General features: G+C 58.5%; 18 protein-coding genes. 8 read left to right on the top strand and 10 right to left on the bottom strand.

The genetic code is table 11. From position 1 onward, the window contains the following. Nucleotides 1-68: 68 nt before the first annotated feature. A complete protein-coding gene (locus CAter10_RS00260) occupies nt 69-686 on the bottom strand; it encodes a TetR/AcrR family transcriptional regulator (protein ID WP_061531823.1) in 618 nt (205 codons plus the stop codon). A 633-nt stretch (nt 687-1,319) separates the two neighbouring features. On the opposite strand from CAter10_RS00260, the gene CAter10_RS00255 reads away from it, so the two are divergent. After that, a complete protein-coding gene (locus CAter10_RS00255; protein WP_061531822.1) occupies nt 1,320-1,721 on the top strand; it encodes a DUF4148 domain-containing protein in 402 nt (133 codons plus the stop codon). A gap of 126 nt (nt 1,722-1,847) precedes the next feature. Here the strand turns inward: CAter10_RS00255 and CAter10_RS00250 are convergent, their stop codons facing one another. The 6 genes from CAter10_RS00250 to CAter10_RS00225 all read right to left on the bottom strand — a co-directional run bounded on the left by CAter10_RS00250 (nt 1,848) and on the right by CAter10_RS00225 (nt 5,762). Continuing rightward, nucleotides 1,848-2,258: a DUF1801 domain-containing protein gene (locus CAter10_RS00250; protein WP_061531821.1), complete on the bottom strand. Its 411-nt coding sequence runs from the start codon at nt 2,256-2,258 to the stop codon at nt 1,848-1,850. Between the two features lie 104 nt (nt 2,259-2,362). Further along, a complete protein-coding gene (locus CAter10_RS00245) occupies nt 2,363-2,770 on the bottom strand; it encodes an SRPBCC family protein (protein ID WP_061531820.1) in 408 nt (135 codons plus the stop codon). Next, nucleotides 2,767-3,090, bottom strand: a complete 324-nt coding sequence (locus tag CAter10_RS00240; RefSeq protein WP_061531819.1) for an ArsR/SmtB family transcription factor — start codon at nt 3,088-3,090, stop codon at nt 2,767-2,769. Before CAter10_RS00240 ends, CAter10_RS00245 begins: the two co-directional genes overlap by 4 nt. 131 nt (nt 3,091-3,221) lie before the next feature. Beyond that, on the bottom strand, nt 3,222-3,929 hold the full coding sequence (locus tag CAter10_RS22680; protein ID WP_061536864.1) for a Rossmann-fold NAD(P)-binding domain-containing protein: 708 nt from the start codon (nt 3,927-3,929) through the stop codon (nt 3,222-3,224). 336 nt (nt 3,930-4,265) lie between these two features. Then, the gene (locus CAter10_RS00230; protein WP_231879093.1) at nt 4,266-4,943 is read right to left on the bottom strand and encodes a CPBP family intramembrane glutamic endopeptidase; all 678 of its coding nucleotides are present in this window, start codon (nt 4,941-4,943) and stop codon (nt 4,266-4,268) included. 114 nt (nt 4,944-5,057) lie between these two features. Continuing rightward, nucleotides 5,058-5,762, bottom strand: a complete 705-nt coding sequence (locus CAter10_RS00225) for a helix-turn-helix domain-containing protein (protein ID WP_061531816.1) — start codon at nt 5,760-5,762, stop codon at nt 5,058-5,060. 94 nt (nt 5,763-5,856) lie between these two features. Here CAter10_RS00225 and CAter10_RS00220 point away from each other — a divergent pair, with 94 nt between their 5' ends. After that, a complete protein-coding gene (locus tag CAter10_RS00220; protein WP_061535086.1) occupies nt 5,857-6,105 on the top strand; it encodes a DUF3297 family protein in 249 nt (82 codons plus the stop codon). A 246-nt stretch (nt 6,106-6,351) separates the two neighbouring features. On the opposite strand, the gene CAter10_RS00215 is transcribed toward CAter10_RS00220, so the two are convergent. Continuing rightward, nucleotides 6,352-7,782, bottom strand: a complete 1,431-nt coding sequence (locus tag CAter10_RS00215) for an aminotransferase-like domain-containing protein (RefSeq protein WP_061531815.1) — start codon at nt 7,780-7,782, stop codon at nt 6,352-6,354. 145 nt (nt 7,783-7,927) lie between these two features. On the opposite strand from CAter10_RS00215, the gene aptA reads away from it, so the two are divergent. Both aptA and CAter10_RS00205 read left to right on the top strand, forming a co-directional pair. Beyond that, a complete protein-coding gene (gene aptA, locus CAter10_RS00210) occupies nt 7,928-9,256 on the top strand; it encodes an omega-aminotransferase AptA (RefSeq protein ID WP_470294979.1) in 1,329 nt (442 codons plus the stop codon). A gap of 38 nt (nt 9,257-9,294) precedes the next feature. Then, entirely contained in the window at nt 9,295-10,794 is a 1,500-nt protein-coding gene (locus tag CAter10_RS00205; RefSeq protein ID WP_197467162.1) for a CoA-acylating methylmalonate-semialdehyde dehydrogenase, read from the top strand. A 189-nt stretch (nt 10,795-10,983) separates the two neighbouring features. Here the strand turns inward: CAter10_RS00205 and CAter10_RS00200 are convergent, their stop codons facing one another. Next, the gene (locus CAter10_RS00200) at nt 10,984-11,778 is read right to left on the bottom strand and encodes an IclR family transcriptional regulator (protein WP_061531813.1); all 795 of its coding nucleotides are present in this window, start codon (nt 11,776-11,778) and stop codon (nt 10,984-10,986) included. A 184-nt stretch (nt 11,779-11,962) separates the two neighbouring features. Here CAter10_RS00200 and CAter10_RS00195 point away from each other — a divergent pair, with 184 nt between their 5' ends. From CAter10_RS00195 to CAter10_RS00180, 4 genes are all read left to right on the top strand, one after another. Next, nucleotides 11,963-12,724, top strand: a complete 762-nt coding sequence (locus CAter10_RS00195; RefSeq protein ID WP_061531812.1) for an ABC transporter substrate-binding protein — start codon at nt 11,963-11,965, stop codon at nt 12,722-12,724. 72 nt (nt 12,725-12,796) lie between these two features. After that, nucleotides 12,797-13,453, top strand: coding sequence for an amino acid ABC transporter permease (locus CAter10_RS00190; protein WP_061531811.1), 657 nt, complete (start codon nt 12,797-12,799; stop codon nt 13,451-13,453). Next, complete coding sequence (locus CAter10_RS00185; RefSeq protein WP_061531810.1) at nt 13,450-14,214, top strand: amino acid ABC transporter ATP-binding protein; 765 nt, start codon at nt 13,450-13,452, stop codon at nt 14,212-14,214. Before CAter10_RS00190 ends, CAter10_RS00185 begins: the two co-directional genes overlap by 4 nt. A gap of 10 nt (nt 14,215-14,224) precedes the next feature. Further along, nucleotides 14,225-15,517, top strand: coding sequence for an NAD(P)/FAD-dependent oxidoreductase (locus tag CAter10_RS00180; protein ID WP_061531809.1), 1,293 nt, complete (start codon nt 14,225-14,227; stop codon nt 15,515-15,517). Nucleotides 15,518-15,587: 70 nt separating this feature from the next. On the opposite strand, the gene cysS is transcribed toward CAter10_RS00180, so the two are convergent. Beyond that, complete coding sequence (gene cysS / locus CAter10_RS00175; RefSeq protein ID WP_061535084.1) at nt 15,588-16,985, bottom strand: cysteine--tRNA ligase; 1,398 nt, start codon at nt 16,983-16,985, stop codon at nt 15,588-15,590. Nucleotides 16,986-17,151: the final 166 nt, after the last annotated feature.

The raw sequence follows: 17,151 nt of genomic DNA, 5'->3' as shown, positions 1-17,151 counted from the left end.
AAATCGGCGTGGCGCTTTGGGTTTTCTTTGCGCGACGCCCGAGTCAGAAAAGGATCAGTCCGGCGGAGTTAGTCTGACCAGGCAACGGCCGCAACCGGCGCCGTTTGTTTGCTGCTGTCCGCTCCAATGGCCGAGCGCAGCATTGCCGATGCTGCATCGAGGCGGTCCGGCTTGCCGAACAGGCGCGCCGATACCAGCCCGCTTTGCAGCGCGCCGAGGATCGTCATCGCATATGCTGCCGGCGGGGCCGGCAACTGCGCGCCCTTTTCGGCAACAACCCGTTCAAGACGCCGCGTGATCCAGGCTTCATGCATGCAATAAAAGGTTTGCAATGCGGCCAGCACGTTTTCCGGCAGGCTGGTGGCTTCGGCCGCCAGCATGCCGCACAGGCAAACCCTGCCGGTACCGAGGTTCTTGCGCCACAGCGCCAGATATTTCTCGATCTGCTCCTTGAGCGGGCCGTTGATATCCATATCGCGCATGATTTCACCGATGTTGGCGGCATACGCTTGCACTGCAGCCAGCGCCAGGTCTTCCTTGGTCGGGAAATAGTAGTGGATGCTGGAAGTCTTGACGCCGACCAGTTCAGCCAGGTCGCGATAGCTGAAACCGTTATAGCCGCGCGTTCCCAGCAGCACCAGCGTGTGCTCCAGCAGTTGTTCGCGGACGGGAGAGACGGTCTTCATGATGATTTACCTATAGAGAGATAGCGATGCATGGCGCCGACATCCGGCGTTTCAATTCCAGGCAGCTGGGCTAGCCGCCATGCTACGTCTTTTATAGGTCCGTCGGCAACTTCTTGCCGACTATTCAGTAAAACTCAGGATCACAAAGACGCTACCCGCTTATTTTATCTATCGAAAGATAGACAATCAAGCTGTTTTCTTCGATTGTGGCCCATTTGGTAATGATGTTTTGTTATATGCATATTCTATTTGACTACCTTCCAGTAGATAACTAGAATCAGTCTTACAGTAGTTGCAGACACGTTGTTTCATACGTCCCGCAGCCAGTTTTGTTTTCCTTTCGTTAAGGACTGGCCTGGATGACGTGCCCGGGCTTTATAGGGGCAAGAATTAAGGATAGGACAAGCGTCGCCAAGCAAGACGCTTTTTATTTCATCCGATAGTCTATCTAGTGATAGATGTAAATTCAGCTCCGCCCAAAGCACCGACGGTGCAGCAAGAACGCCGAACCGTCAGGGGATCTCGAAAAACCGTAGCGTAGTAGGTTTGTCGAGATTCTTGTTAGTACAGGCGCTTGTGTAACCGCTGTATTTGGCACTTTGTCATTAACTTGAAAATCAAGAAAGAACCATCATGAAAACCACAGTCATCGCCACTCTGGCATTTGCAGCAATCGTCTCCGCCCCTGCCTTTGCAGACAACAACACTACTCCTCTGACCCGCGCCCAGGTACAAGCTGAACTGGTCCGCGCCCAAGCCGCCGGCGAACTGGTGCAAAGCAACGGTCAATACCCGGTTCTGGCGAAATCAACCGCCCCCGGCAAGACCCGCGCCGAAGTGCAAGCAGAACTGGCACAAGCCCGCGCTGCAGGCAAACTCGACTTCAGCGGCTCGCAATACCCAGTGTTCACACCATCGAACGCCATCGGTAAAACCCGCGCCGAAGTCAAAGCCGAGTTGTCGCAAGCCCGTTCTTCCGGCCAACTCGATTTCAGCGGCTCGCAATATCCAATCGACTCGAACACCAAGTCCTGATTGCCCGCAATCATTTCACGGCGATGCAGCGGACATCCGGCTGCATTTGCCACTACCGGCTACAAACGACAAAACCCGCGCCTCATGACGAGTGCGCGGGTTTTGTCATTTAACTTCCTAAGATTTCTATTTCTTCGATGGTTTCGACTTGCCGGCACTGTTGAGCGCAATCGCTTCACGGATCAGCGCCTTGAAGGCCGACTCATCCACTTCTTCGCCATCGTGAATATCGATTGCCCGACGCACATTGCCGTCGAGACTCGAGTTAAAGAGGGAGGCCGGGTCCTTCAGCGACGCGCCCTTGGCAAAGGTAAGTTTCACCACCTTCTTGTAGGATTCGCCGGTGCAGATAATGCCGTCGCGCGACCAGACCGGAGTGTCCCCCCACTTCATTTCCTCAACAATGTCCGGATCCGTTGCCAAGATGAGTTTGCGCAACCTGCCAAGCGTTTCCCCGCGCCAGTCTCCGAGACCGTCGATTTTCCTGGTGATGAGGTCCGATGCTGGTAATCCCTGGCTTGTCTCCGATGTTTTCATGTTCTCTTCCTGGAAGTTACGGATAGTTATGGATATAAAAACAAGCGCCTGCAGTCAATGCAATGTAACGCGTGCGAGCTGCTAGTACGAAACGACGGCGCAATTCAGGAAAGGCTTCCCGCCACGCGTTCGAGACCGGTGAAAAACTTCTCCCAGCCGTACTTGGCGCCGGCGTAGGCTTGCTGCTGATCCGGCCGGAAGCCCGATTGCTCCATGCGCAGCTGCGTTCCCGTTGCCGTTGCAGTGAGAGTCCAGGACACGACGCTTTTGAGACCCATCGCTTCCCACGTGTAAGACAGCGCTTTGTTCGGCTCAATCGCCAGGACCTGGCACTCGACCACACCCCAGTCAGCGCGAAGATCGAAACGGTGGCCCACGACAAGCTCGAAATCGTTCTCCATCAACCAATCTTCAATCAAAGGACGCTGCGTGATCGCGCGCCAGACTTTGTCGGGGGAATGCGGCATTTCCCTCTCTACAATCAGTGTTTTGGTATCGTTGGTTTGCATCATTGATCCATCCTCTTCAGTAGGTTTTCCAAGCGGTCAAATCGGCTGTTCCAGAAAGTCGAATAAAAACTGATCCACTCAATCAGCGGCGTCAGCGCTTTCGGCTCTGCGCTGTAATACGTCTCCCGTCCGTCGCGCCGGCCGCACACCAGGCCAACTTCCTTAAGCGCGCCGAGATGCTTCGAAATGGCAGGTTGCGACACCCCCGACGGATCCGTCAGAGCGTGCACCGTCATTTCCCCACCTCTGCTCAAGCGCTCGAAAATTGCGCGCCGGGTAGGATCCGACAAGATTTTTAAAACAGCCGTCGGTTCTGCGTGCATGGTGAATCCTTGCCTATGTGAGCTTGGTTTTGATATCCGTGGAGTTGCTACCCCACGGAATTAATCATAACCAAATGGTTATGAATGTCAAGGAGCACATCTCGGATGGGCACCGTCATCGTTTGCGACGCCTATCTGCCAGCAATCAATGCCATCATTTCAGGATAAGTGTAAATCGCACATTGCTGCGGAGGGCGCAAGGCGGCAGCGACCATCGCCTGGGCAATCTCCGTCGTCCGAATCGAACGAAACTTCGCGGGCAATAGCGGCGTAAAAAGTGGCAGAACGGCCGAGAGTAGCCGTGGCGTATGCTGAGAGCCGATAATCATGGCTGGACGAAAGATGCTGACGACGGCTGGCCCCTGACTCGTAACCGCCGCTTCGGCCTCGCCTTTGACGCGGGAATAGCGAGCCATTCCTGCGGCGCCGGAACCGGTAGTTTTGGCTGTAATGTCAGCGCCCATTGCCGACATGAAGGCCAAGTGCTGAACTTTTCCCGATGCCTTCAAGCCTCGGGCAAAGGCAGCGTTGAGATCGACATCGATGGCGCGGTGCTCATCCAAAGAAAGTTTGGCGGTACCGGCTCCCACGCCCAAAACACTGAACCCGGTCACTTCGCCGTCAACCTTGCACAGTGCATCGACAACGGCTAGGCTCAGTTTTTCCGGCTTCATATCCGGCACCAGCCGCTCCTCCACCTGGGCACTCAACTGCAGATTGAGCGGTCGCCGCGTCATGACAAGAATCCGGCTGAAACCGCCGCAGCGCACTACTTCAGCGAGTAGGGCCTGCCCAACTGAGCCTGACGCTCCCAAAATAATTGCGGTTCTGCTGGTCATATTTTTCTCCATTCGAATCAAGTCATTCCTCAACGATGTTGAAGCCCTCATCGGGAGATGGAGCGACAAAGTACAGGGTGATCCTATCGAATTCCGCCTCGCTTGTCGTGAATCGATGCGAACCCTCTTCATTGCGAGAGGAGCAGTGAACGCATAAATGTCTCGGCCGCTGGCAACTGCCCGGCGCTCCTCATTTCCTCTACGCACAACCACTTCAACCAGGAAGGTTTGTGATGACCGACCACTTTCGTCGCTTGCCGTCGGCGCCAGCTGCTTCGGATTGCCTAGTCTATGAGTTGCTAGCAACAGATCTTTGAAGAGAACCCAGCCTGGACTTCAAGCTACAGCAAGCAGCATCACCGCTCCCACTTCCACCAGATCGCTGACTCCATGCGCGATCATCGGTGCGAGCAGGCTGCGCGAGCGTTCCATGAGCCAGACGTAGGTTAGTCCAAAGGCAAAAGCATAGAGTTGTTGTGCGACGGCCTGATACAGCGGGTCAACAAAGAAGCTGTTGTAGTGCGCAGCGCCGAACAGCAGGCTGACGATGACGCCGGAGATCGGGATTTCGAATCGCCCTAGTCGTAGGCGCCCCCGAATCAGCACCGTCAACATACCGACCAATACGCCGCGAAAAACGATTTCCTCGTTGGGACCGGCAATGAACATCACAAAAAGCCAGCCCGGAACGCCGATAGCTGTCATTTCGTAATCGCTTTTGAGCGGAGTGTGGCTGAGAAATTGTGGCCAATAATCCGCAACCAGCATGATCGCCGCCATGACGACGCCGATAAATACAGCCAGTCCGGCGTAGCTACGTTGCGACGGCCAGCGAAGATTGGCATCTGCCTGCGGCAACAGGCGTTTCATGATCAGGATAGCAATGAGTCCGGCCACGATCTGGAATAATTCGGCCAGCCCGACAAATGCCCAGATTTGATGATGAAACCAGTCCGCATGCTGCTTGAATAGCCAGCGCGCGCCTTCGCGGGCAGGCCACAGCATCGCCTGCATCAGCACGGCAGCCAGAACAATCGGCCAGAGACGGAATTTGAATCCGGTTATCTGGAAAAATGGGCGGCCCAGTTGTAGGGTAGTTGTATTTGTCATGCTCTAACAGTATCAATGCTAGTGCATCTCGGTCTTGAACGAATGTTGCAATCCACCGCCTGAACGCCAGACACCGGGCGATCGACCAGTGAAGGCTTTGACGTCACGGCCCATGTGCGCCTGATCGGCATAACCAGTGACCGCTGCGACTTCAGCCAGACTTGCCTTACTGGATATGATCATCTGCCAGGCAGCGCGAGCACGCGCTTCAACACGATATCGCGTGGGTTCAACACCGTAGGCAGAACGAAACCAGCGGAATGCCGTTGCGCGCGACACGCCATTTGCCGATGCCCAGTTCTGGACGCCAAACGGATCGGCATCCGACATTGCGTGCGCCATGAGGTCCGGCGCGTCGTTCAGTGCGTTTTGAGTCTGACGCCAATTCTGCATGAGCGCGGTTGCCGCTTCTGCCTGATCGCGCATGATCAAACGGATGACCAGATCAAGATCATCAACCTGTCCGCATGCGGAGAATTGGATGGGCACCGGTAAAGGCAAATTCAACACCCTTGCACCGCGTAGTGTCACTCGATCCCAATGCGCCGAAAACGGCGCATGCAGTAGAACATCACCGGAGCGCACATCCCAGCGGCCACCATCACCTGCTTCCTGATAACCACCATCGAGTACGATGGTGGCGTAGGCTTGTGCATGAACGTGACGTGGAATAGTCACGCCAGGCGCCATTGCGCTGCAGGGTGTTGAGTGGAAGCCAGACATGGTGTCTCCTTCAAATCCACGTTCGCTTATTTTGATTTAGCGAAACCGCGCAAAAAAATTGTTTTGATTAATCTTATAGTTGATAATTATAGCCATGAACGATACTCAAAACCGCCCCCCACTTCCTGATCGGCTCTCAGTCGATCCTCGTAGCCCTTACTATAATGCGGCCATATTTGAACATGATGTTGGTATCAAACTCAACGATAAAGAGCGCTTCGAAGTTGAGGAATATTGCATCAGCGAGGGATGGATTAAAATCCCGGCCGGAAAGGCGCTAGATCGGAAGGGCAACCCCTTGATGACTAAAGTCAAAGGCAAGGTCGAACCCTTTTATCGGTAGGCGCTGTTCTTTGATGCGTATTTCTTAACTTCTTTGATTGTCTGCAAGGACGTGCGCGCTAACGTTTTTTCGATGGCGATGACACGTCCGCTTTTGCCCGACTCCACTCATTGCGCAGACACGCAGCGATAACCACGCAGCGATAACCAAATTATCAGATCATTGCAGTCCAAATACGGCCATTGATATCACACTGATCGAAAATGGGCGCGGCATCTGCGAGCGATTTCTTCCGGCGCAAATGCATCAGCCCGCCGCCGTCAACTTCCTGAAAAAATCCGACAGCTTCGCCACATCCGAAAACGCCACATTGAAGCGGAACCAAGCATGTTCTGGCTGCGATACGTGGAAAAATTCACCGGGCGCCAGCCAGATTCCTTGCTTTAAGGCCTGGTCGCCGATTTCGTTGGCGCTGAGCGTGCTGTGCGGCATGCGCGCCCAATAGAACATGCCGCCGCGAGCTGGCGCGAACGGCAGCAGGCCGACGTCTTCCAGCCGGGCGCTGACCTGCGCCTGCGCAGTCAGCAAGGTGCCGGCAAGGCGCTCGACGTGGCGCCGATGATGGCCTTCGGTGAGGGCGTTGTAGACCAGCCGTTCGGTGATTTCTGAATTGGTCAGCGTCAATACCATCTTGGTGCGCGCAAACTCACGCGCCAGATCGGCCTGGCAGACGATGAAGCCTAGCCGCAGCGACGGCGCGATGGTTTTGGAAAACCCGCTGACGTAAATCACCCGCCGCAAGCCGTCCAGCGCCGCCAGCATCGGATCGGTGGCTTGCGCCAGTTCGCGGTACAGATCATCCTCGACCACCCAGAAGCCATGCCGCTCGGCGGCTTGCAGTACGCGCATCGCACAGGCGGGAGTGTAGGTGGTGCCGGTCGGGTTTTGCAGGACAGGATTGGTGAAGAAGATTTTCGGCCGATGGATCTGCGCCAGTTCTTCCAGCCGCTCCAGGTCGACGCCGCTGACGGTGCGCGGCACGCCGATCACGTCGATATTCGCCAGCCGCAGCATGGCGATTAGGTTGCAGTAGCCGGGCTCTTCAATGAACACGGTGTCACCGGGCTTGACCAGCGTGCGCATGATCAGGTCCAACGCCTGCGTCACGCCGTGGGTGGTGACGACCTGCTCCGGCGCGATATCGAGCGACCAGGTGGCGAACGATTTGGCGATGGTCTGGCGCAGCGGCGCGTAGCCGTATGGGTGGCCGTAGCCGACCTGCTGCGCGCCGGGCGAGCGGATGATGCGCCGCTCTGCCGCGTGCAAACCCTCGCCGTCGAGCATGCTGCTCGGCAGCCAGCCGCAACCGGCCTTGATCGGCACCCGCTCGTCGGCAAACACTTCAGAAAATAGCCAGGCCGAATCGATCACCGGGTTCAACTGGATCGGCGGCAAGCCGCTGCGCTCCGTCACATCGCGCTTGGCGATGAAAAAGCCGGAGCCGCGCCGCGCCAGCAGCAGGCCGGCAGCCACCAGCCGTTCGTAGGCTTCGACCACGGTTGAATTACTGACGCCCTGTTCCTGAGCGAACTGACGAATCGACGGCAGGCGCTCGCCAGGCCGCAACTTGCCGCTGTCGATCAGGCGGCCGAGGCCAGCCACCACTTGTTCGACCAGGCCAAGGGCCGATTGCCGATCCAGCTGCAGGTTGAAACGGGAAGGTGGGATATCCGTCATACGGCCTCAAAGTGTAATCAGTACAGATTGCCGAACACAACAGTACAATTTTTGCGATTTGTATCAAGTGTATCTAACAATGTGGATTGTAACTGCAATAATCGGCAGCATGATTAACCACTGCGCCACTGCGGCGGAACCCACTGTGAACACACATCAATCGGATCAGGACCTGTCGGCATTCTGGATGCCATTCACTGCCAACCGGCAATTCAAGGAAGCGCCACGGCTGTTCGTCTCGGCCAAAGGCATGTATTACCAGACCGACAACGGCCGCCAGGTGCTGGATGCCACCGCCGGCTTGTGGTGCGTCAACGCCGGCCATTGCCGCGAAGAGATCACGGCCGCCGTGGCGCGCCAGATCGGCACGATGGATTACGCGCCGTCGTTCCAGATGGGCCATCCGCTGGCGTTCACAGCGGCGCAAAAAGTGGCAGGGCTGATGCCGGCTGGACTGGACCGGATTTTTTTCACTAACTCCGGTTCGGAAGCGGTCGACAGCGCCCTCAAGATCGCATTGGCCTATCACCGCGCCCGTGGCGAGGGACAACGCACCCGCTTCATCGGTCGTGAACGTGGTTACCACGGCGTCGGCTTCGGCGGTATTTCGGTGGGCGGCATCGTCGGCAACCGCAAGGCGTTTTCCGGCAACCTGATACCCGGCGTCGATCACTTGCCGCACACATTGAATATCGCCGAAGCCGGCTTCAGCAAAGGCCAACCGGCATGGGGCGCGCACCTGGCGGATGAACTGGAACGCCTGGTCACATTGCACGACGCTTCGACCATCGCCGCTGTCATCGTCGAACCGCTGGCCGGTTCGACCGGCGTGCTGGTGCCGCCGGTGGGCTACCTGGAACGCCTGCGCACGCTGTGCAGCAAGCACGGCATCCTGCTGATTTTCGACGAAGTGATTACTGGCTTCGGCCGTCTCGGCACTGCCACCGCCAGTGAATACTTCAAAGTGACGCCGGACCTGATCACGCTCGCCAAGGGCATCAACAACGCGGCGATCCCGATGGGCGCGGTCGCAGTCAAGCGCGAGATCCACGATACGGTGGTGCAGGCTACCGCCGTCGGCGGCATTGAGCTGATGCACGGCTACACCTATTCTGCCCATCCGGTGGCCGCAGCCGCCGCCATCGCCGCTATCGACCTGTATCGCGATGAAGGCTTGTTCGAACGGGCACGTACGCTAGCGCCGCTGTTTGAAAAGGCAGCCCACGGCGTGGCCGGTGCGCCGCACGTCAAGGACATCCGTAACCTCGGCCTGGTGGCCGGCATTGAGCTCGAATCACGGCCAGACGCACCCGGCGCGCGCGCCTATGAAGTATTCCGCAGGTGCTATGAAAAGGGCGTGATGGTGCGCTATACCGGCGACATCCTGGCCTTCTCGCCGCCGCTGATCGTGCAGCCCGAAGAAATCGAACGGATTTTTGCGACTGTGCGCGAAGCACTCAACGAAACCAAATAATCAGAATCCATATTGCGGGCGATATTTTGAACACCTCATTGAACACACCACAAATCAATCACTTCATCAACGGCGCGCCAGTCACCGGCCGCTCCGAACGCTATTCCGACGTCTACAACCCGGCCACCGGCGCGGTAGTTGCCCAGGTTGCACTGGCTTCCGTGAAGGAAGTCGAACAGGCAGTTGCCAGCGCCCGTGCGGCGTTTCCAACCTGGTCCGAAACCTCGCCGCTGCGCCGCGCGCGCATCATGTTCAAGTTCAAGGAGCTGCTGGAACAGAACCATGACAAGCTGGCCGCGCTGATCACGCGCGAGCACGGCAAGGTATTTTCCGACGCCAAGGGTGAAGTGGTGCGCGGCATCGAAGTGGTCGAGTTCGCTTGCGGCATTCCGCATCTGCTGAAAACCAGCCACACCGATAACATCGGCGGCGGCATCGACAACTGGAACCTGCGCCAACCGCTCGGCGTAGTGGCCGGCATCACACCGTTCAACTTTCCAGTGATGGTGCCGATGTGGATGTTCCCGGTAGCGCTGGCCTGCGGCAATTGCTTCGTCCTGAAACCCTCCGAACGCGATCCGTCGGCCAGCCTGCTGATCGCCGACCTGCTGCAGCAAGCAGGGCTGCCGGAGGGCGTTTTCAGCGTAGTGCAGGGTGACAAGGTGGCGGTCGATGCGCTGCTGGCTCACCCTGATGTGCAGGCACTGTCGTTCGTCGGCTCGACACCGATTGCAGAATATATCTACACTGAAGGCGCAAAACACGGCAAGCGTGTGCAAGCGTTGGGCGGCGCCAAGAACCATCTGGTGGTGATGCCGGATGCCGATCTCGACCAGGCGGTCGACGCCCTGATCGGCGCCGCTTACGGCTCGGCCGGCGAACGCTGTATGGCGATCTCGGTGGCAGTGGCGGTCGGCGATGTGGCCGACCGGCTGGTAGAGCGCTTGGCAGAGCGCGCGGCGGCGCTGAAGATCGGCAATGGCGACCAGGCCGATTCGGAAATGGGGCCGCTGGTCACTGGCGCGCACAAGGCCAAGGTCGAGGCGTATATCGCCAAGGGCGTGGAAGAGGGCGCCAAACTGCTGGTTGATGGCCGCGGCTTGCGCGTTACCGGCCATGAGAACGGTTTCTTCGTCGGCGGCACGCTGTTCGACCACGTCACGCCGGACATGACCATCTACAAGGAAGAGATTTTCGGGCCGGTGCTGGCGGTGGTGCGGGTGCCGGACCTGGCCCGTGCGGTCGAACTGATCAACGCCCATGAGTTCGGCAATGGCGTTTCCCTGTTCACTAGCGACGGCGGCGTGGCGCGCGCGTTCTCGCGGCAAATCCAGGTCGGCATGGTCGGCATCAACGTGCCGATTCCCGTGCCGATGGCCTGGCATTCGTTCGGCGGTTGGAAGCGCTCGCTGTTTGGCGATCACCACGCCTACGGCGAGGAAGGCATCCGCTTCTATACGCGCTACAAGAGCATCATGCAGCGCTGGCCGGACAGCATTGGCAAGGGTGCTGAGTTCACGATGCCGGTTGCGAAATAAAGCAGTTGGCTTCGGCTCGGGGATCCCGACCCGGCGTCCCGCCCCGGACTCGGCTCTCCGTCATTCCCGCGAACGCGGGAATCCATTTTCAAGGCCCCACTCCGCAATGTGGATCCCCGCGTTCGCGGGGATGACGGAGTTGCTGTATTTACGCAACGATGGCTAATTACACTGCCATTCAACTGCCATTCAAGTCAGCGTACGGATCGAATTACTGATCGAGCGTGCGCATTCCAGCACTAGCGGCCCGATTTTTTTCTCCACCTCTTCCAGCGTCCAGCGGCTGGTCGGCGTCACCACATGGACCGCCGCCACTGCCGCGCCTTGATTGCTGATGATCGGCGCTGCAATCGTCATGTCTCCCAGGAACAGTTCTTCGTTGTTGCAGGCGTAGCCGCGCTCGCGTGCCGTCGCCAGCAACGCCATGATGTCGTCGACATTGGTGCGGGTATGCGGCGTGCGGGCCGTCAGCGGTCCCGACTGCAGCAGTGCGCGTGCATCGGCCGGCGCCAGCGTGCTCAGGTAGGCGCGGCCGGAACCGGTGCAATACATCGGAATGCGGCTGCCGATCGGCATGTGGATCGGAATGAATTGATGACCGACAAAGCGCGCCACGTACACCATCTGGGTCTCGTACGGCTCCGTCATGTTGGTGGTTTCGCCGGTGGTGGTGGCCAGCTCTGCCAGGAACGGATTGGCGACATCGACCAGCGTATCGGCTTCCAGGTAGTTGTAGCCGATCTCCATCACTTTCGGCGTCAATTGGTAACGCCGCGTGGTCGCATGCTTTTTCACATAACCGAGCGCTTCCAGCGTGTAGATCATGCGCTGCGCCGAGCTTTTGGTGATTGCAGTGGCCTCGGCCACTTCGGCCAGCGTCATGGTGCGGCGCCGGGCGTCGAACGCGCGCAACACCGCCAGGCCTTTTTCCAGCGACTGGTTGAACAAAGCGTCAGCAACTTCTTGCGATGGTTGGTCCTTCATCGGTATCTCTCACTCTGCGCGATGATTAATTATACTCAATATTAGCCTTAAATATCGAATATCGATACATAAATATCTATTGACGATATCATTAAATTGAATATACTTAATTGCACAGCGATTTTTGACATCAACTGCAGGACCTGCCAGTCAACAGCCTGGCTTCCACACAGAGGGGAAATACATGAAACAGCTGATCCAACGCCTCACCAAGGCAACCGTCCTGCTGGTGGCAGCCGCCGGCGCCTCGGCCAGCATCGCGCAGACTTCGTTCACGGTGGGCGCTACCTCCACCGGCGTGCCGTTCACTTTTCTCGATGTCAAAACCAACAAGCTGCAGGGCATGATGGTTGATACCGTGACCGCCGTCGGAAAAAATGCCGGCTTCAGCGTCAACATCCAGCAAACCCCGTTCTCGGCCCTGATCCCTTCGCTCACGTCCAACAAGATCGACATCATCGCCGCCGCCATGTTGAAAACCGCGGCGCGCGCGCAAATCGTCGATTTCAGCGACCCGGTCTATTCGTATGGCGAAGGCCTGTTCGTCAACGCGGAAGACAAACGCACTTACAAGACACTGGACGACCTGAAAGGCGAAATCGTCGGCGCCCAGGTCGGCACGATTTTCATTGACGCCCTCAACAAGAAAGGCGGCTTCAAGGAAGTGCGCGTGTATGACGCCGTCGCCGACATGATGCGCGACGTCGCCTTGGGCCGCATCAAGGCAGGCTTCGGCGATCGCCCGATCGTAGCCTACCAGCTATCGCAAGGCGCCAATCCGCAAGTGCGCCTGGTCAAGGAATACCAACCGACATTGGTCGGCGATGTCTGCCTGGTCGTGCGCAAGGGCGATCATCAGTTACTGGAACGGCTCAACAAGGCGATCGCAACCGCCAAGGCCGACGGCACGCTGGCCAAAATCATCCAGCAGTGGAATTTGAACTAATCACGAGCGATCTGCCCGTCCCTCTCCAGGTCCGGGCACGCTGCCGCTTCCTTCCTCGTTGAAAAGTTACTCATGCTGATCCAGAACGTCATGGATTTCTTGCCTATCCTACTGCGCGGTGCAGTGGTCACGGTGGAAGTCACCTTTTACTCATTGATCCTCAGCACCGTGCTGGGCCTGCTCCTGGCGCTGATGAAATTGTCGCAGCTACGGCCGGTGTCATGGTTCGCGGCCAGTTTCATCAACATCATCCGCGGCTTGCCGATCATCGTGCAGCTGTTCTACATCTATTTCGTCCTGCCGGAACTGGGCATCCAGCTGAGCGCATTCCAGGCCGGCGTGATCGGCCTCGGCATCGCTTACTCGGTGTACCAGGCAGAAAATTTCCGCGCCGGTATCGAAGCGGTTGATCCGGGCCAGATCGAAGCCGCACAGTCGATCGGCATGCGCAGAGCGATGATCATGCGCCGCGTGGTGTTGCCGCAGGCGTTTCGCATCGCGTTGCCACCGTATGGCAACACCTTGGTGATGATGCTCAAGGATTCGTCGCTGGTGTCTACCATCACCGTGTTGGAGATGACCCGCGCCGGGCAAATGATCGCCTCGTCGACCTTTCAGAACATGACCGTGTACACCATGGTGGCGTTGATGTATTTGCTGTTGAGCCTGCCGCTGGTGCTGCTGACGCGACGGCTGGAGGCGCGCTTTGGACAGGGGAAGCGGAAATGATTGAAGTCAAACAAATCCACAAACGCTTCGGCGAACACGAAGTATTGAAAGGCGTCTCGCTGCAGGTCGCCGCTGGTGAAGTGGTATGCCTGATCGGCCCATCCGGCTCCGGCAAATCGACCGTCCTGCGTTGCATCAACGGCCTCGAAACCTATGAAGGCGGCGAGATCCTGATCGAAGGCGAACGAGTCGACAGCAAATCGTCCACCATCCACCAGTTGCGCACCCATGTCGGCATGGTATTCCAGCGCTTTAACCTGTTCCCGCATCGCACCGTACTGGAGAACGTGATGGAAGGGCCGGTCTACGTCAACAAGATCGCACCGGCTACCGCAAAGAAAGAAGCGCTGGCCTTGCTCGACAAAGTCGGCCTGGCGCAACGCGCCGATGCTTATCCGAATCAACTGTCAGGCGGCCAGCAGCAGCGCGTGGCGATTGCTCGCGCATTGGCGATGAAGCCGAAAGCGATCCTGTTCGACGAGCCGACTTCTGCGCTCGATCCGGAACTGGTGGGTGAGGTGTTGGCCGTCATGCGCAACCTGGCCGACGACGGCATGACCATGATCGTTGTCACGCACGAAATGGGTTTCGCGCGTGATGTCGCCGACCGCGTTTGCTTCCTGCACAGCGGCACCATTGTCGAAGAAGGCGCGGCGAAACAGGTATTGAGCGCGCCGCAACATGCACGCACCAAGGATTTCCTGCGCCGCGTACTTGGTCAGGACCAGGGCCAGCAAGCCGGCGCGCCAGCGTCAAATTAAAAAGCACAGCATGAACAACATCACTGCAGGACAAGCGTTGCCTCCTTCATTATGGGCGGCGACCGCCGCGCCGGCCGCACCGACACCGCCGCTGGCGGCCTCGCGCAAGGCTGATGTGATCATCATCGGCGGCGGTTTCACCGGGCTCTCCACGGCCCTGCATCTGGCCCAGGCCAGCGTCGACGTCTGCCTGCTGGAGGCGTCCGAACCGGGTTGGGGCGCCTCCGGCCGTAACGGCGGCCAGGTGATTCCCGGCTTGAAATACGATCCCGACGAATTGAACGTGATGTTTGGCAGTAAAAAGGGTGAGCTGCTGATCGACACCATCGGCAAGGCTGCCGATACCGTGTACGACCTGATCGACCGATATCGCATCGAATGCGATGCCACCCGCAACGGCTGGATCCAGCCGGCGCATTCAGACAAGGTGATGCGCACGCTGGAAAAGCGTGCCCGGCAATGGGCTGAACGCGGCGCGCCGGTTGAAGTGCTGACGCGCGACGGCGTTGCCCGACGCATCGGCACACCGGCCTACGTCGGCGGCTGGATCGACCGCCGTGCCGGCAGCATCCAGCCGCTCAGCTATTGCCGCGGCCTGGTGCGGGCGGCGCAATCGCACGGCGCCGCCATCCATGGCAACACGCTGGTATCCGGCCTGCAACGGCAGGATGGTCAATGGCGCGTCGACACTGCCGCCGGCCTGAGCGTAACAGCCGAGCGAGTGGTGATCGCCACCAACGGCTACACCGGTGATTTGTGGCCGCGCCTCAAGCAATCGGTGATTGCCGCCAATAGTTTCATCGTCGCCACCAAGCCGCTTTCCGCACAATTGGGCGACAGCATCCTGGCCGGCCGCGAAGTGGTGTCCGATTCGCGGCGCCTGCTGCTGTACTACCGGCGCGACGCCCACGGCCGCCTGCTGATGGGCGGCCGCGGCCCGTTTGCCGATCCGCAAGGAGCGCAGGATTTCAGCCACCTGGAACGATCGCTGGCACTGCTGTTTCCGCAGCTGAGCGGCATCGAATACGAATTCCGCTGGGCCGGACGAGTAGCGATCACGCGCGATTTCCTGCCGCACGTGCACGAACCCGCCGCTGGCCTGACGATTGCACTCGGCTACAACGGCCGCGGCATCGCGATGGCCTCAACTATGGGCCGCTGCCTGGCGCAGCGCCTGCTGCACACGGATGCGACATTCCCATTCCCGATCAGCACGATACAGCCGATCCCATTCCACGGCCTGCAGCGTTTCTACATCGCGGCCGGTGTTGCGTACTACAGCATCCTCGACAAATTTTCCTGAGGTACGACTTACTCGATGAAGAGTATGCCGTCAGCGCATTGCTAGCAAAGGACACTTTGCACCGGTGATGTCAGCTGTCATGCGCCACGCCTTGCAGCACCGGTTTCAGCGCAGGCCCCGCGGCAGTATCTTCCACCAGAAAACCAGACGCACGGATCAGCTCGCGCAAGCGATCGGCTTCCTGCCATTGCCGCGCTGAGCGCGCGGCCTGGCGTTGGGCGGCAAGCTGCGTCACCGCTTCCGGCACTTCCACAATCGCCGGACGCCAATTATCCAGATCCAGTCCCAACACGTCATCCATCGCACGCAAGGTCGCCCTGCAGGTCGCAGCGTCGCTATCGCTACGCACCAGCTCCCACATCAGCGCCAACGCGCGCGGAAAATTCAGGTCGTTATTGACCTCGCTGCGAAAACGCAGCAACCATGCGTCGTCGACGTGGCCACCTTGCGGCCAGCGATGATAGGCATCACGCAAACGCTGCAAGCCGATGGCGGCTGCCTGCAATCCATCCCAGCTGAATTCCAGCTGGCTGCGATAGTGCGCGCTCAGGCACAGGTAACGATAAGCCAGCGGATCGATGCCGCGATCCAGCAACGTCTGCAACCGCAGGAATTCTCCACTGGACTTGGACATCTTTTCGCTGCCGGTCTGCAAGAAATAGCCGTGCATCCAGAAGTTTGCCAGGCGCGTGCCGTGGCAAGCCTGGGTCTGGGCGATTTCATTGCTGTGATGGACCGCGATATGGTCTTCGCCGCCGCAATGGATATCGAACCAGCTGCCAAGATGCGCTGCCGACATCGCCGAGCATTCGATATGCCAACCGGGAAAACCTCGCCCCCAGGGGCTATCCCATTCCATCTGCCGTTGCACATCGGGCGGACTGAATTTCCATAGCGCGAAATCGGTGGCGCTGCGCTTGTCGCCCAGCGCGACGCGAACGCCAGCCTGCAGCGCATGGCGATCCAGCCGCGCCATGTAACCGTAATCGCTTTGCTTGGCGGTATCGAAGTAGATGCCGTCGGCGGTGCGATAGGTATAACCCTTCTGTTCCAGCGTTGCGATGAAAGCGATTTGTTGCGGCAGGTATTCGGTGGCGCGGCACCAGGTTTCCGGCTCCAGCAGATTAAGTGCGTGGAAATCCGCCATGAACGCAGCACTGTAGAACGCCGCGATATCCCATGCGCTCTTGCCGGTACGGCGGCTACCTTTTTCCATCTTGTCTTCGCCATCGTCGGCGTCCGATACCAGGTGGCCGACATCGGTGATGTTGATCACATGCTGCACCTGGTAGCCGTTGAACTGCAGCGTCCGGCGCAACAAGTCTTCGAAGATGTAAGTACGCAAATTGCCGATGTGCGCGTAGTCATACACCGTAGGGCCGCAGCAGTACAAACCCACGCGCCCCGGAACAATGCTTTCAAAAGGCCGGACGCGCCGCTCCCAACTGTCGTACAGATGCAATTCCATGCTGTTGTTTTCCGAAAATTTTTTGCAGATATGCCAGTGTGACATGCACCTGGCAAGGTACAAGCGGACGAGCGCGACGGATCAGCCGCGCCGCGGGAATGGCGTGCGACAACAGCGCAAGCGGAGGATGTGACAGGAATGGGTGAGGGGACTAAGCATCCCTCAT

Source organism: Collimonas arenae, from assembly GCF_001584165.1.
Lineage (GTDB): Bacteria > Pseudomonadota > Gammaproteobacteria > Burkholderiales > Burkholderiaceae_D > Collimonas > Collimonas arenae.
The sequence above is the reverse complement of the archived record's forward strand: the minus strand, read 5'-3'. Positions and strand labels throughout refer to the sequence as shown.